The 13,789-nt window shown below is 64.6% G+C and carries 16 protein-coding genes and 1 tRNA gene; 11 read left to right on the plus strand and 6 right to left on the minus strand.

What is annotated here, in order from left to right:
* The first annotated feature begins 6 nt into the window (after positions 1-6).
* Positions 7-1,206 (plus strand): enolase C-terminal domain-like protein, encoded by a 1,200-nt coding sequence (locus ACFZCE_RS15145; protein ID WP_390940328.1) that lies wholly within the window; start codon positions 7-9, stop codon positions 1,204-1,206.
* A 147-nt stretch (positions 1,207-1,353) separates the two neighbouring features.
* Here ACFZCE_RS15145 and ACFZCE_RS15150 read toward each other — a convergent pair whose 3' ends face one another.
* Complete coding sequence (locus ACFZCE_RS15150) at positions 1,354-2,094, minus strand: TorF family putative porin (protein WP_390940330.1); 741 nt, start codon at positions 2,092-2,094, stop codon at positions 1,354-1,356.
* A 257-nt stretch (positions 2,095-2,351) separates the two neighbouring features.
* Between ACFZCE_RS15150 and ACFZCE_RS15155 the strand changes: the two genes are divergently transcribed.
* From ACFZCE_RS15155 to def, 4 genes are all read left to right on the plus strand, one after another.
* Positions 2,352-3,188, plus strand: a complete 837-nt coding sequence (locus ACFZCE_RS15155; RefSeq protein WP_390940332.1) for a S1-like domain-containing RNA-binding protein — start codon at positions 2,352-2,354, stop codon at positions 3,186-3,188.
* Positions 3,189-3,305: 117 nt separating this feature from the next.
* Positions 3,306-3,488 (plus strand): CsbD family protein, encoded by a 183-nt coding sequence (locus ACFZCE_RS15160; protein WP_390940334.1) that lies wholly within the window; start codon positions 3,306-3,308, stop codon positions 3,486-3,488.
* 109 nt (positions 3,489-3,597) lie between these two features.
* A complete protein-coding gene (locus ACFZCE_RS15165) occupies positions 3,598-4,563 on the plus strand; it encodes a YhjD/YihY/BrkB family envelope integrity protein (protein ID WP_390940336.1) in 966 nt (321 codons plus the stop codon).
* Complete coding sequence (def, locus tag ACFZCE_RS15170) at positions 4,560-5,099, plus strand: peptide deformylase (RefSeq protein ID WP_390940338.1); 540 nt, start codon at positions 4,560-4,562, stop codon at positions 5,097-5,099. Before ACFZCE_RS15165 ends, def begins: the two co-directional genes overlap by 4 nt.
* A 5-nt stretch (positions 5,100-5,104) precedes the next feature.
* On the opposite strand, the gene ACFZCE_RS15175 is transcribed toward def, so the two are convergent.
* The gene (locus ACFZCE_RS15175) at positions 5,105-5,422 is read right to left on the minus strand and encodes a hypothetical protein (protein ID WP_390940340.1); all 318 of its coding nucleotides are present in this window, start codon (positions 5,420-5,422) and stop codon (positions 5,105-5,107) included.
* Between the two features lie 325 nt (positions 5,423-5,747).
* Here ACFZCE_RS15175 and mgtE point away from each other — a divergent pair, with 325 nt between their 5' ends.
* Positions 5,748-7,196, plus strand: a complete 1,449-nt coding sequence (gene mgtE, locus ACFZCE_RS15180; RefSeq protein ID WP_390940342.1) for a magnesium transporter — start codon at positions 5,748-5,750, stop codon at positions 7,194-7,196.
* An 89-nt stretch (positions 7,197-7,285) separates the two neighbouring features.
* Here mgtE and ACFZCE_RS15185 read toward each other — a convergent pair whose 3' ends face one another.
* Positions 7,286-7,612, minus strand: a complete 327-nt coding sequence (locus ACFZCE_RS15185) for an Arc family DNA-binding protein (RefSeq protein WP_390940344.1) — start codon at positions 7,610-7,612, stop codon at positions 7,286-7,288.
* Positions 7,613-7,987: 375 nt separating this feature from the next.
* Here ACFZCE_RS15185 and phnN point away from each other — a divergent pair, with 375 nt between their 5' ends.
* On the plus strand, positions 7,988-8,563 hold the full coding sequence (phnN, locus tag ACFZCE_RS15190) for a phosphonate metabolism protein/1,5-bisphosphokinase (PRPP-forming) PhnN (RefSeq protein ID WP_390940346.1): 576 nt from the start codon (positions 7,988-7,990) through the stop codon (positions 8,561-8,563).
* On the opposite strand, the gene ACFZCE_RS15195 is transcribed toward phnN, so the two are convergent.
* The gene (locus tag ACFZCE_RS15195; RefSeq protein ID WP_390940348.1) at positions 8,551-8,736 is read right to left on the minus strand and encodes a PA3371 family protein; all 186 of its coding nucleotides are present in this window, start codon (positions 8,734-8,736) and stop codon (positions 8,551-8,553) included. The genes phnN and ACFZCE_RS15195 overlap by 13 nt on opposite strands.
* A gap of 13 nt (positions 8,737-8,749) precedes the next feature.
* A complete protein-coding gene (locus ACFZCE_RS15200) occupies positions 8,750-8,998 on the minus strand; it encodes a hypothetical protein (RefSeq protein WP_390940350.1) in 249 nt (82 codons plus the stop codon).
* 311 nt (positions 8,999-9,309) lie between these two features.
* Between ACFZCE_RS15200 and ACFZCE_RS15205 the strand changes: the two genes are divergently transcribed.
* A tRNA-Arg gene (locus ACFZCE_RS15205) sits at positions 9,310-9,384 on the plus strand.
* A gap of 217 nt (positions 9,385-9,601) precedes the next feature.
* Here the strand turns inward: ACFZCE_RS15205 and ACFZCE_RS15210 are convergent.
* Complete coding sequence (locus ACFZCE_RS15210; protein WP_390940352.1) at positions 9,602-10,426, minus strand: SDR family oxidoreductase; 825 nt, start codon at positions 10,424-10,426, stop codon at positions 9,602-9,604.
* Positions 10,427-10,525: 99 nt separating this feature from the next.
* On the opposite strand from ACFZCE_RS15210, the gene ACFZCE_RS15215 reads away from it, so the two are divergent.
* The 3 genes from ACFZCE_RS15215 to ACFZCE_RS15225 all read left to right on the plus strand — a co-directional run bounded on the left by ACFZCE_RS15215 (position 10,526) and on the right by ACFZCE_RS15225 (position 13,761).
* Positions 10,526-11,413, plus strand: coding sequence for a LysR substrate-binding domain-containing protein (locus ACFZCE_RS15215; RefSeq protein ID WP_390940354.1), 888 nt, complete (start codon positions 10,526-10,528; stop codon positions 11,411-11,413).
* A gap of 68 nt (positions 11,414-11,481) precedes the next feature.
* Complete coding sequence (locus tag ACFZCE_RS15220; RefSeq protein WP_390940356.1) at positions 11,482-12,462, plus strand: tripartite tricarboxylate transporter substrate-binding protein; 981 nt, start codon at positions 11,482-11,484, stop codon at positions 12,460-12,462.
* A 75-nt stretch (positions 12,463-12,537) separates the two neighbouring features.
* Complete coding sequence (locus ACFZCE_RS15225; protein ID WP_390940358.1) at positions 12,538-13,761, plus strand: Bcr/CflA family efflux MFS transporter; 1,224 nt, start codon at positions 12,538-12,540, stop codon at positions 13,759-13,761.
* Positions 13,762-13,789: the final 28 nt, after the last annotated feature.

The raw sequence follows: 13,789 nt of genomic DNA on the forward strand, positions 1-13,789 counted from the left end.
GCTTTCATGAAAATCACCAAGATCCAGACCACCCGCATCAAAGCCTGGCCCAACCTGCTGTGGGTCGAAGTGCACACCGACGAGGGTATCGTTGGCCTGGGCGAAACCTTCCGCGGTGCCGAGGCGGTAGAGGCCTACATCCATTCGATTTCCGCCGGCATGCTGCTGGGCAAAGATCCGCTGCAGATTGAACGGCACAACAAGGCGCTGCTGCGCGGTTACCTGGGCTTCAACGGCTCGGGGGTGGAGACCCGCGCCGCCTCGGCGCTGGATATTGCCCTCTGGGACGTGTTCGGCAAGGCGGTGAACAAGCCGGTGTGGCAACTGCTGGGCGGGCTGGCCCACGACAGCATGCGCGCCTACAACACCTGTGCCGGCGGCAACTTCAACACCGGCGGCGAGCAGCGCCGCACCATCGCCAAGGGCGATGCCAAGGTGGCTGGCCGCTACGATGACCAGGTGGCCTTTATCGAATGCCCGGACGAACTCGCCTACAGCCTGATCGAAGAGGGCTACAGCGCCATGAAGATCTGGCCGGCGGATAGCTTCGCGCTGCCCACCGGCGGGCAGTTCATTTCCAGCGCCGACATCCGCAAGGCGGTCGAGCCGTTCGAGAAAATCCGCAAGGCAGTGGGCAACCGCATCGAAGTGATGTGCGAATTCCACTCGCTGTGGAACACCACCAGCGCCCTGGCGATCGCCCGCGAGCTGAAGCAGTACGATATTTTCTGGGCCGAAGACCCGATCAAGATGGACAGCGTGCAGGCCCTGGCCGACTACCGCCGGCTCAGCGGTTTGCCGGTGTGCGGCAGCGAAACCCTGGCCACCCGGAGTAGCTTTCGCGACCTGCTGGCGGCCGATGCGCTGGACTACGTGATGCTCGACCTGTCGTGGTGCGGCGGCTTGAGCGAAGCGAAGAAGATCGCCGGCATGGCCGAGGCCTACCAAAAGCCCATCGCCCCCCATGACTGCACCGGGCCGGTGGTGTTGATGGCTTCGCTGCATTTGGGGTTGTCGTGCCCGAACGCGATTTTCCAGGAAGTGGTGCGGGCCTACCTGGCGGGGTTCTACCAGGAGATCGTCACCGAACTGCCCGTGCTGGAAAATGGCTTCCTGCTGCCGCCGACCGCGCCGGGGCTGGGCACCACCCTGAGCGATGCGCTGCGCGGGCGGGAGGATGCGGTGGTGAGGGTTTCAGTGCTTTGATCGGGCGAAGGGCCCTTCGCCCGGCACAGCCGGAGTGCCGGACCACGGCCTCCCACGGGTTCTGTGTTGTCTCGTAAATCAAGTAGTTACATAAATCGTGGGAGGCCGGCTGTGCCGGGCGATAGGCCCTGAAGCCAGGCACAGCACTCAGAAAAACGACCGCACCGCCTTCAGGGTGAAGGTCCCGCCGCACTCGGGGTTGTGCCCGGCATACGCCGCGCAGCGGCCGCCGGAGAGGTCTGAGTCGGTGTAGGTGAAGTCGAGGTCCACCCCGCGGTAGGGGCGGGTGAGGGTCATCGACCAGTCGTTGTAGCCACTGACCAGGTTACCGTCGCCCACGTCGTACGGGGTGCTCAGCTGGTAGTTGGTGACCTTCATCGACAACCCCAGGTTCAGCAGCGGCAGGGCGCCGAAGTCGGCGTACAGGGTGCTGGCGCGCGAGCCGATCGCTTCGCTCAGCGCCGCGCCGAAGCGCGTGCCGAGCAGGCGCAGGCCGGCGTACAGTTCGTGGCTGTCGCCATCGACCACCTTGGGCCGGGTGTAGCTCATCACCCCCACTTCATAGCCCAGCGCTGGGCTGAGCTTGCGCTTGTAGCCGGCATAGGAGTCGACCTCCAGCGTGCTGGTGCTGGTCAGCCCCAAGCTGGGGGCCCACTGGCCGACGTAAAAGCCGCTGTCGTGGGTGAGGTCGAGCCCGCCGTGCACCGCGGTGCCGGTGCTCGGGGTGACCAGGCCCTGGGCCATGGTGCGCGACGGCGTGGTGCCCAGGGTGAGGTCGAAATCGCCCATTTCGCGTTGCATCAACTGCGCGTGGGCGGCTGGCGCCAGGGCCAGCAGAAACAGCGGCGCCGCCACTTGGCGGCGCGGGGGCAAATATCGGCTGAGCATGCTTCACTCCCTTGAAAGGCGCCCAGGGCGTTGGAGTCGGCTGCGTGGTGCTCGCAACGGCTAACGGTGGCCGGGCCATCAAGCCCGTCATAGACGCGTCCGAGGATACCCGGCAATTCGCCGATCGGACCACCGCTCGTCGATTTTCGTTCCAACAGTGACGAAGGGTCGCACTTTTGCCCCCTTCGCCGGTCACGGTGCAGGCGCGCGCGGCGATCTGGGGTAGAATGCGCGCCTTCGCAAAATAGGTATCGATGATGGCTTTGGTGGGTCGCTTCAACAGCTTGCAGGTAGTCAAGACCACGGACTTCGGGGTGTACCTCGACGGCGGCGCCGACGGCGAAATCCTCTTGCCGCAGCGCTACCTGCCCAAGGGCGAGCCGTGCGAGGTCGAAGACTGGCTGAACGTGTTCGTGTACCTCGACAGCGAAGACCGCCTGCTGGCCACCACGCTCAAGCCCAAGGTGCAGGTGGGCGAATTCGCTAGCCTGAAGGTGGTGCAGGTCAACGCCATCGGCGTGTTCCTCGACTGGGGCCTGCCCAAAGACCTGCTGCTGCCGTTTTCCGAAGAAAAACGCCAGCTCAAGGTGGGCGACTACGCCGTGGTGCACGTGTTCCTCGACGCCCGCACCCGGCGCATCACCGCCAGCGCCAAGGTCGACCGCTACCTCGACAAAACCCCGGCCAGCTACAAGCCCGGCCAGGCGGTCAACCTGCTGGTCACCGGCAAGACCGACCTGGGCTTCAACGCCATCATCGACAACCGCCACTGGGGGCTGATCCACAAGAACGAGGTGTTCAAGTTCCTGCGCAGCGGTTCGCGCGAGCCGGGCTACATCCGTGAAGTGCGCGCCGACGGCAAGATCGCCCTCAGCCTGCAGCCGCCGGGCGTGCAGGCCAGCCGTACGCTGCATGAACAGATTCTCGACAAATGCCAGGCCGCCGGCGGCACGCTGATGGTTTGCGACAAAAGCGACCCGCAGGCCATCGCCGACCTGTTCGGCATCAGCAAGGGCAATTTCAAGAAGGCGATCGGCGCGCTGTACAAGGAAGGCAAGCTGGTGATCCTCGACGATCGGATTGAACTTCCCTGACACAACCCTTCGTCGGCAAGCCTTTCGGGCCCGCAAACGGTTGAAACTCCACACCGAAGCGTTGGGTCAACCCTATGTCGATTGAAATCATTCAATCAGCAAAATGGAGTCTGACCCATGAGTGGCACCAAAGATAAAATCAAAGGTATGGCCAACGAAGCAGCCGGCAACGTCAAGCAAGCGGCTGGTAAAGTGACCGGTAACCGCGAAACCCAGGCCAAGGGCAAAGCCCAGGAGCTGAAAGGCGAAGCCCAACAGACCAAAGGCAAAGTAAAGGATGCTGTCAGCAAAGACCGCTGATACCCTTCGTTGGCTTTGATCCAGGCGCAGCGGCCATCCTCGGGGTGGCCGTTGTGCTATATGGGCATTGGATATTGAAACTCCCAGAGGGGTAAGGCGAGGGAACACGATGATCTTTCCGCACATGAAGCAATTGCCGCTGAGCAAAGTGCTGATCAGAACCGTCAAGGAATTCGTTGACGACGAAATGCCCACCTATGCCTCGGCACTGGCTTACCAGATGCTGTTTTCGCTGTTTCCCTTCGTGTTGTTCCTGATCGCCCTGATCGGTTTTCTGCACCTGCCCGACTTCTTCGGCTGGCTGCGCACCCAAGCCTCGCTGGTGCTGCCACCGCAGGCGCTGGACCAGGTGAACCCAGTGATCGACCAGTTGCAGCAGTCCCAGGGCGGGCTGTTGTCGTTCGGTATCCTGGTGGCGCTATGGACCGCTTCGGCCGGCGTGCGCCTGCTGATGAGCGCGATGAACGCCGCCTACGACGTGCCTGAGCAACGCCCGGTGTGGAAGCGCCTGCCGTTGTCGGTGCTGTACACCGTGGGCATCGCCGGCATGCTGTTGTCGGCCGCGGCGCTGATGGTGCTGGGGCCGCAGGTGATGACCTGGATCGCCGAGCGCATCGGTATCGAAGAGATCATCATCACCGTCTGGGCCATCGCCCGCTGGCCGCTGGTGATCATCCTGATGATGATGGCCGTGGCGTTGATCTACTACGTGATGCCCGACGTTAAACAGGAATTTCGCTTCATCACCCCGGGCTCGGTGCTGGCGGTGGTGGTATGGATTGCCGCCTCAGTGGGCTTTGGCATCTACGTGAAGAGCTTTTCGAACTACAACGCCATGTACGGCAGTATCGGCGCGATCATCGTGCTGCTGTTGTTCTTTTATATTTCCGCCGCGGTGTTGCTGCTGGGCGCGGAGATGAACGCGGTGATAGAGCACATGTCGGCCGAAGGCAAGGACAAGGGCGAGCGCGAGGAAGGCGTGCCGGCCAGTGCCGAAGCCGTGGCCGCCCAAGGCGCCGACGGCGATGGCCATGCCCACCCGCTGGGCAAGACCGAGCCGGGAGGCCAGGCATGATCCGCGAGATCCTCAAGATGGGCGACCCGCGCCTGCTGCGCGTCGCCCCGCCGGTGCCGCAAGAGATGGTCGGCAGCGAAGCGCTGCACAGCCTGATCCAGGACATGTTCGAAACCATGGAACACGTGGGCGGCGTGGGCCTGGCCGCGCCGCAGATCGGCATCGACCTGCAACTGGTGATTTTTGGCTTCGACCGCAGCGAGCGCTACCCCGAAGCCGAAGCGGTGCCGCGCACGGTGTTGCTCAACCCGTTGATCACGCCGCTGGCGCCTACCCTCGAAGAAGGCTGGGAAGGCTGTTTGTCGGTGCCGGGGCTGCGCGGGGTGGTAGAGCGCTTTCAGCGCATCCGCTACGAAGGGCTCACCCCCGAGGGCGAGCTGATCGAGCGGGTTGCCCATGGCTTCCATGCACGGGTGGTGCAGCATGAGTGCGACCACCTGATCGGCCGCCTGTACCCCTCGCGCATCACCGACTTCAGCCGCTTTGGCTACACCGAGGTGTTGTTCCCGGGGTTGGACCCTAACGCCGACGACTGAACGCCTCACGGTGTGTTCGGCCGGTACCGCACCGGGCGCTTGGGCTTTTTGCGTGGCTGCGGCGCGGGCTGGGTTTTTTCCGCCTTGGGCCGTTCGCCGACCACCACCAGCGGCGCCGCGGCCCGCGCTGGCGGCTTGGCCTGGCGGGGCGCCACGCTGCCCGGTGGCGGGTTGTGGGCGCGGTGGTCAATGCCCTCAGCGCCGCCGGGGCACTGGGTGTAGGTGTAGGTCAGGTGCCCCTGGGCATCGAGGCAACGCTGGAACGTTTTGGCCCCAGCACCCGGGGCCAATAACAGCGCAATCAAAAAAACCTTGGTACGCATGGCACGCCCTCCCTGGCGCGGTGGTCTACCGTTGCGCTGCTCAGCCTAGTGCCCGGTGGGGGGAGGGGCAGTACAGAGGTTTTACCGCATGTGAACGCCAGCCTGGCAAGCGGCGTTAACTCTTGGCCGCAAACACTTGTTTAGCGCGGTTTTTTTTAACCCTAAATGTAACCAAGCAGGTATCATGGCCGCCGTCTGCCCCGCCGGGGCTCTGGAATCGTTTCCAATGGACTTACCCAGTAGATCCTCACTACAGCGTTTCGCCTACACAGCATTGATCGATTGATCTCCCGGCGTGGTCCACTGCTGGGAGTGGAGCACGCTTATGACCGAAGTAGAAGTCAAGAAACTACAGGACAGCCTGCAAGACCGCCTTGCCCAGGTGGTAGAGCTGTTGCAGCGGCAAAAGGTCGTCGAAGACCTCACCCACCGCCAGGAAGGCCAGCACCAGGAACGGGTAGAAAGCCTGGTGCACCGGCAGAACCTCGTCGAGCTGCAACGCAAGCTCGATGACCTGCACTCGGCCGACATCGCCTATATCCTCGAAGCCCTGCCGCTCGACGACCGCCTGACGGTCTGGCAGCTGGTCAAGGCAGAGCGCGACGGCGACATCCTCCTTGAAGTCTCCGACGCGGTGCGGGAAAACCTCATCGCCGACATGGACGACCATGAGATCCTCGCCGCCGCCAAGGACATGGACGCCGACGAACTCGCCGACCTCGCCCCCGAACTGCCGCGCGATGTGGTCCATGAGCTGATGGAAAGCCTCGACGCCCAGCAACGCGAGCGCGTGCGCTCGGCGCTGAGCTACGAGGAGGACCAAGTCGGCGCGCTGATGGACTTCGAGATGGTCACCCTGCGCGAAGACGTGACCCTCGAGGTGGTGCTGCGCTACCTGCGGCGCCTGCGCGAGCTGCCGGGGCACACCGACAAGGTGTTCGTGATCGACGGCGAGGGCGTGCTCAAGGGCGTGCTGCCGATCAAGCGGCTGCTGGTCAACGACCCAGACAAGCAAGTGGCCGAGGTGATGGCCAGCGACCCGGTGACCTTCCACCCCGACGCCGACGCCTATGAGGCGGCCCAGGCCTTCGAGCGCTATGACCTGATCTCGGCACCGGTGGTCGACAAGAACAACCGCCTGATCGGCCGCCTGACCATCGACGAGATGGTCGACCTGATCCGTGAAGAAAGCGAAAGCGAAATGCTCAACATGGCCGGCTTGCGCGAAGAAGAAGACATCTTCGCCTCGGTCTGGCGCTCGCTGCGCAACCGTTGGTCGTGGCTGGCGGTGAACCTGGTCACGGCGTTCGTGGCCTCGCGGGTGATCGGCCTGTTCGAAGACTCCATCGCCCACCTGGTCGCGCTGGCGGCGTTGATGCCGATCGTGGCGGGGATTGGTGGCAACTCCGGCAACCAGACCATCACCATGATCGTGCGCGCCATGGCGCTGGACCAAGTCAGCCCCGGCAACAGCAACACCAAGCGCCTGTTGAAGAAGGAGCTGGGCGTGGCGGTGCTCAATGGCTTGATTTGGGGCGGGGTGATCGGCGTGGTCGCCTGGCTGCTGTATGACAGCTGGTCGCTGGGGGTGGTGATGACCGCCGCGATGACCCTCAACCTGCTGCTGGCAGCGTTCATGGGGGTGTTGATCCCCATGACCCTGGCCCGCTTCGGCCGCGACCCGGCGATGGGCTCGAGCGTGATGATCACCGCCATGACCGACAGTGGCGGGTTCTTCATCTTCCTGGGGTTGGCGACGGTGTTCCTGATGTAAACGGCTGGCCCTTCGCCAAGCGAAGGGCCCTCAGCCTGTACACCTGCAGCACACCCACGGAGGCAGGGCCGTGGGTTTTACTCATCCAATCACTCGGCTTCGGCGGCCATTTCCACATCGTGGTTGATCAGCGCGACCAGGGCGTTCTGCTGGCGGTGGCTGAGCTGGCGGAAGCGCTGCAGCAGCTCACGTTCATGCAGGCTCAGCTCGGGGCTGTCGAGGCGCATGCTCAGCTCTTCGCCGAGGGCGCCTTCCTGAATCAAGCTTTGCTCGAGGCGGGCGATGATTTCCGAGTTCATGCTGCGATGGTGGTTGCGCGCAACCTCGGCGATGTTTTCGCGCATGCCATCAGGGAGGCGGACGACGAATTTGTCCGCGGTACGGCTGGAATAGACTGCCTGTTTCATTGGGCGCATAGGATTACCGATTGAGTTCAGGGAAAGCGGTTTCTCGGAAAAGTTGGCCGCAGAATGCCGATATGACAAGGCATTTTGCCAAATGTTCAACCTGAATTGTCTGCTCAGGCCTCTAGGATGCCTGAGGGCGCCGTAGTATTGGCGTCAATTCTGTGACAAATAGTGGCCCGAATAAAGGCGCAGTGCCAGTACCTAATGTCTGAAAATGCGTACTGGTTGGAAAAAACGGGGCGATCCATGCGTGATGCCGGTCACAGAACGTAACGGGGCTGATATTACCGGGGCGTCATGGCGGGTAGATATCACTCCAGCTCCTTATTTTGAGCATAGTGGCAAACCGGCCAATCGCTAGTTTCCCACCCAGAGGCTGACGAAATGCAACCTGGCACGCTGATCTACCTGATGGGCCCGTCTGGCGCGGGCAAAGACACCCTGATAGACGCCGCCCGGCCAGTGCTGGCACAGCGCGGTATCGAAGTGGTGCAACGGGTGATCACGCGCTCGGCCGAATCTGTCGGCGAATGCGCCCTGGGCGTGGACGAGGCTGGCTTTGAGCGCTTGCGCGCCCAGGGGGCCTTTGCCCTGCACTGGCAGGCCAATGGCTTGCATTACGGCATCCCGGCCAGCATCGATGCCTGCCTGGCGGCGGGTACGGGGGTGTTGGTCAATGGTTCGCGGGGCGCGCTACCGCAGGCCCTGGGGCGTTACCCAAGGCTGCTGCCGATACTGCTGACGGTGAATACGGCGGTATTGCGCGAACGCTTGCTGCGCCGCGGGCGCGAAGACAATGCCCAGATCGAACAGCGTTTGCGCCGGCATGAACAATTGAATGAAGAAGCGGGGCAGTGGGCTGCCGGTGCCGGTATCCAGCGGCTGGACAACTCGGGCCGGCTTGAGGATAGCGTTGCTGGCCTATTGCTGCTAGTGGAAAATGCGCATCAGCGCAGTTGAGGGTCGAAGCGAAAGCGTTTGCCGCGAATCAGCGCCAGGATAAACAACACCGCGAAGCAACTGCCGGCGAACAACAGCACGCGACCATCGCTGGTGGTGCCCGGGGAGGCGAGGAGGGCGCCGAGCAGGCTCAAGGCGCTGGCGATCAGAAAAACCACGGCTGATCTGGACATCGTTTACGTTCCTTCAAAAAGTGTAGCGTTCAACCGGCGCGGGCTGCGCCATCTCCATGTGCTCAACGTTGCCAGCACGCTCTTGTATCACGCTTGCACGAATGTGTTGTGTCGGCATGCCTGCGCGCTGCGCGACTGGGCGTTGTACCCAGTGGTCGGTATCGATATGAACCAGCGCGGCATCGTTGCGGTCGGAAAGAAAGTGGCACGACAGCAGAGCGGCAAGGGCCATTGCGTTCAGCGCGAAGAGGGTGGCATTCATGGCGTGGGCTCCGCAGGGCGACCGGGGTCGCGAAGTGTTGTCCGAGAGCCAGTACTACAGCAGAAGCCATGCCAGCTCTTGATTGCCAAATAAAGCCTTTAAAATCAATTACTTAAAGTGATTTTGAAAGGCGTGTGACGTGCATTCTGCAAGATGCCCGAATGGCTGCCATGCAAAATGCATGATTTTGACTGTGGCGTTCTGCCACTGCCTGGATTTCCCGTTCTTTGACGCCCCGCCCAGGCAATCCAGTGGGCCGCGCGCAAGTGGTTGAAGCGCTTGGGCAAAACTGCCAGAATTGCGGCGCCAACGTCCTTGTAGTTCAACGGATAGAACGGGGCCCTCCTAAGGCTCAGATGCAGGTTCGATTCCTGCCGGGGACACCAGATTTCAGTTCAGTACACCCCCTCATCTGTTAGGGAGTGTGCCGGGCGAAGGGCCCATCGCCCGGCACAGCCGGAGTGCCGGACCACGGCCTCCCACCAGATTTGTGCAAGTACTTGATTTACTTGGCAACACAGAACCCGTGGGAGGCCGGCTGTGCCGGGCGATAGGCCCTAAAGCTCATGCACGACATCAGCAGAGCCCACAGAACCTACCCCCTCAACGGTCCGCACTCAACGCCACCGCCTGCTGCGCCTCCAGCGCACTCAACCGTGCCCTCAACGCTTCGCTGACCGACGCATACGCCGTGCTGCCCAGCACCAGGCGCAACGGCGGCCGTTCGGCATCGGCGGCGGCGATGATCGCCGCCACGGTGTTGCCGGCATCGCCCTTGATGGCAAACGCGCCACTTTCAATGGCCCGGCGTAAGGCCCCAGCCGGGGTCGCTTCGTATTCCGGCAGCGGCGTGCCGTGGTCGAGGCTGGCGCCAAACTGGGTGGCGGTGGGGCCGGGCTCGGCGATCACGAAGCTGATGTTGAACGGCGCCACCTCCTGGGCCACCGCCTCGACGAAGCCCTCGATGCCCCATTTGCTGGCGTGGTACAGGCTGAAGTTGGGGTAGGCGATTTGCCCGCCTTCCGACGACACCTGCACCACCCGCCCGCCACCCTGGGCGCGCAAGTAGGGCAGCACCGCGCGGATCAACTGGATCGAGCCAAGCAGGTTGGTCGCCAGTTGCCGCTCGATCTGCGCATCGCTCACCTCCTCGGCGGCTCCGAACAGCCCGTAGCCGGCATTGCTGACTACCACGTCGATCCGCCCGGCTTCGGCGAAGGCCTGGGCCACCACGGCGCGCAGGGCCGGGGTGTCGGTCAGTTCCAGGGGCAGCACGCGCAATTGCGCGCCGTAGCGTTGGGCCAGGTCATCCAGCGCCCCTTCCCGGCGCAGGGTGGCGAAAACGCGGTCGCCGCGGGCCAGCACGCGTTCGGCCATCAGCCGGCCAAGGCCTGCCGAGGCACCAGTGATCAACCAGGTGTTACTCATGGTGAATACCTCATCAAGGATGTACAGCATCACGGTAGGCGGTAACACTGGCGCGATAAACCGCAACAGCCCGGATGAAACCGTGAAATGAATTCACCAATGGCTTCGCCCACCCTGGCCGACCTGCGCGCCTTCATCGCCGTGGCCGAGCAGCGCAGCTTCCGCCGCGCCGCCGACCTGCTGGGCCTTAGCCGCTCGGCGCTGAGCCACGCGGTCAGCGGCCTCGAGGCGCGCCTTGGGGTGCAGCTGCTGCACCGCACCACCCGCAGCGTGGCCCTGACCGAGGCCGGCGAGCGCTTGCTGGCGCAGTTGTACCCGTTGCTCGGCGAATTGGAGCGGGTGCTGCACCAGGCCGGTGGGGACGGCGGGCCCCTGCGCGGCCGCTTGCGCATCAATGGCAGCGAAGGCGCGCTGCGCTACCTGTTGCAGCACCTGGTGCCGGCGTTCATGGCGCGCTACCCGGGGGTGGAACTGGACCTCGCCGCCGAAGGTCGGCTGGTCGACATCGTCGCCCAAGGCTTTGATGCCGGCGTGCGCCTGGGCGAGGCGCTGCCCAAGGACATGGTCGCCATCCCCCTGGGCCCGGAACTGCGCTTCATTGCCGTGGCGGCGCCGGCCTACCTGCGCGCGTACCCAGCGCCGCGGGTGCCCGACGACCTCGCCGGGCACCGCTGCATCCGCCAACGCCTGCCCAGCGGCAAACGCTACCGCTGGGAGTTCAGCCAGCACGGCCAGGCCCTGGCGGTCGACGTGCCCGGCGGCCTGACCCTGGACAACACCCAACTGATGACCGAGGCGGCCGCCGCCGGCCTGGGTATCGCCTACGTGCCGCAGCCCTATGCCGAAGCGGCCCTGGCCCGCGGGCAGCTGCAACAGGTGCTGGCCGACTGGTGCCCGCCCGGGCCGGGGTTGCACCTGTATTTTCCCGCGCAGCGGCACATGCCCGCGCCGCTGCGGGCCTTCGTCGACCTGGTGAAGGGCTTGTAATCGCTGAGGTTTCGGATCCTTCCCGCTGCGGTGTACTACAGTGGAAGCATCGACCACAGGGAGGTTTTATGAACAGGCGCGAATTCCTTGCTGGCTCCGCCGCGTTGGCGCTGGCATCGGCGGTTCCTTTTTCAGCCCGCGCGGCAGACCCTACCCTGAGTGGGCGGCTGGTGTTCGGGGTGCCCGGCGGGGCCATTGGCAGCAAGCTGGCGCAGGGCGCCCTCGACCTGCTGCGGCCGATGGGCCTGAGCTACCAGTTGCAGATCACCGACACCCGTGACAGCCGCGACGCCACCGAATCGGTCAAGGCCGCGCCGCCAGACGGCCGCACCTTGCTGCAGGCGCAGTCTGGCTCGATGGTGTTGTTCCCGGCCATGTACGAACACCTCGGCTACGACCCGATCGGCGATTTCGAGCCGCTTGGGGTGTTGGGCGAATACGCCTACGCCCTGGTGGTGGGCCCGGCGGTGCCGGCCTCGGTGACCGACCTCAACAGCTACCTGAAGTGGGCCCGAGACAACCCCGCGCTGCAGGATGTGGGCTATTCCTTGTACGGCTCGCAAGGCCACCTGGGCTGCCTGATCCTCGCCCGCAACAAAGACATCGCCCTGCGCCCGCAGGGTTACCGCGCCTCCCGCGCGCTGTTCGACGACCTGCGCCACCAGCAACTGGCCGCCGGCATCGTGGTGGCGGGCAACTTCGCCGTGCTCGGGGATAAAACCCTGCGCCCGATCGCCGTGACCGGGCGCACCCGCCAGCGCTGGTGGCCACAGGTGGGCACCTTCGCCGAGGCGGGCATCGACGACCTCGACCATTACGGCTGGTACGGTTGGTTCGCCCAGCGCGGGCTGGCGCCGGCGGCGCGCACGGCCTTGCTCGGCAGCCTCAAGCAGTTGCAGGGCGCGGCGGCCTTCCAAAAGCTGCAAGACGGCCTGCTGCTGATGAACCAACCGCAGGGGCCGGAGCAGATCAGCCAGCGCATGGCCGAGGAAATCCCGTACTTCCAGAAGCTGGTGAAAAGCTACGGGATCAGCCAGATCACCAGTTGAGCGGCGGTGCTGGCGGGGGCGGAGCGGGGTGTGCATATAATTGCATGGCTAACTATCTAGCCCCGCAGGCCCCCCGTGCACACACCTGAGTTCCCCCGCAAAAGCGCACCGCTGTGGTTGCTGGTGATCATCACCATCAGCGGCACCCTGGCCATGCACATGTTCGTGCCGGCCCTGCCCAGCGCCGCCGCCGCCTTCGCCGCCAGCCCCGGCACCCTGCAAATGGCGATCAGCCTGTACATCGCTGGCCTGGCGGTGGGGCAGTTGTTCTATGGGCCGATGAGCGACGGCCTCGGCCGGCGGCCGATGTTGCTGGTGGGCCTGGCGCTGTACACCGCTGGCGGGGTGCTGGCGGCCTGCGCCGAGCAGGTGCCGCTGTTGCTGGCGGCGCGGCTGCTGCAGGCGCTGGGCGGCTGCGCCGGGCTGGCCCTGGGGCGGGCGATGGTGCGCGACGTGGGTAGCACGCTGGACGCCGCGCGCGACCTGGCCCTGCTCAACCTGATGATCATGGTCGGCCCCGGCCTGGCGCCGCTGATAGGCTCTACCCTGTGCGCGCACTTTGGCTGGCGCTCGGTGTTCGTGGTGCTGGCGGCGCTGGGCGCCTTGACCTGGCTGCTGAGCTGGCGCCTGCTGCCGGAAACCAGCCAACCCAGCGGCCAGGTGAGCCTGCCGGCGCTGGCCGGAGACTACAAGGCCCTGCTTGGCAACCGGGCGTTCCTCGGCTTCGCCCTGGGCGGCGGCTGCACCACCACTTCGATCTACGCATTCATCGCCGCCGCGCCGTTTTTGTTCGTCGAGCAACTGCACCGCAGCGTGCAGGAGGTGGGGCTGTACCTGGGTGGGTTGATCGTCGGCATGGCCCTGGGCAATGCGCTCACCCGCCAACTGGTGCGCAGTTGCCCGCTGGCGCGGCTGCTGCTGGGCGGCAACGCACTGTGCCTGGCCAGCGCGGTGGCGCTGCTGGTGGTGGAGTGCAGCGGCGCGCTGAGCGTGCCCTGGGTGCTGGTGTTGATGTTTCTGTTCACCCTCGGCGCCGGCATCACCAGCCCGGCGGCGATGACCAAGGCGTTGTCGGTAGACAGCCACCTGATCGGCTCGGCGGCGGGGTTCTATGGGTTTACCCAAATGGTCGTGGGCGGGCTGTGCACCACCGCCGTCGGCTGGCTGGGCAGCCCGGCGCTGGGGGCCGCGGTGGTACTGGTGGTGGCCGCGGTGCTGGGGCAGGGCGGCTTCTGGTTTGCTCTGGGCCGCGAACGGATGGGCCGAACGGCGCTGGCGCAACAGGCCACACAGGTATAAAAAGGTTTTCAGAGGCTGGCGGGGGTTG

It is taken from the genome of Pseudomonas sp. NPDC007930 (genome assembly GCF_042958985.1).
Taxonomy (GTDB): Bacteria; Pseudomonadota; Gammaproteobacteria; order Pseudomonadales; family Pseudomonadaceae; genus Aquipseudomonas.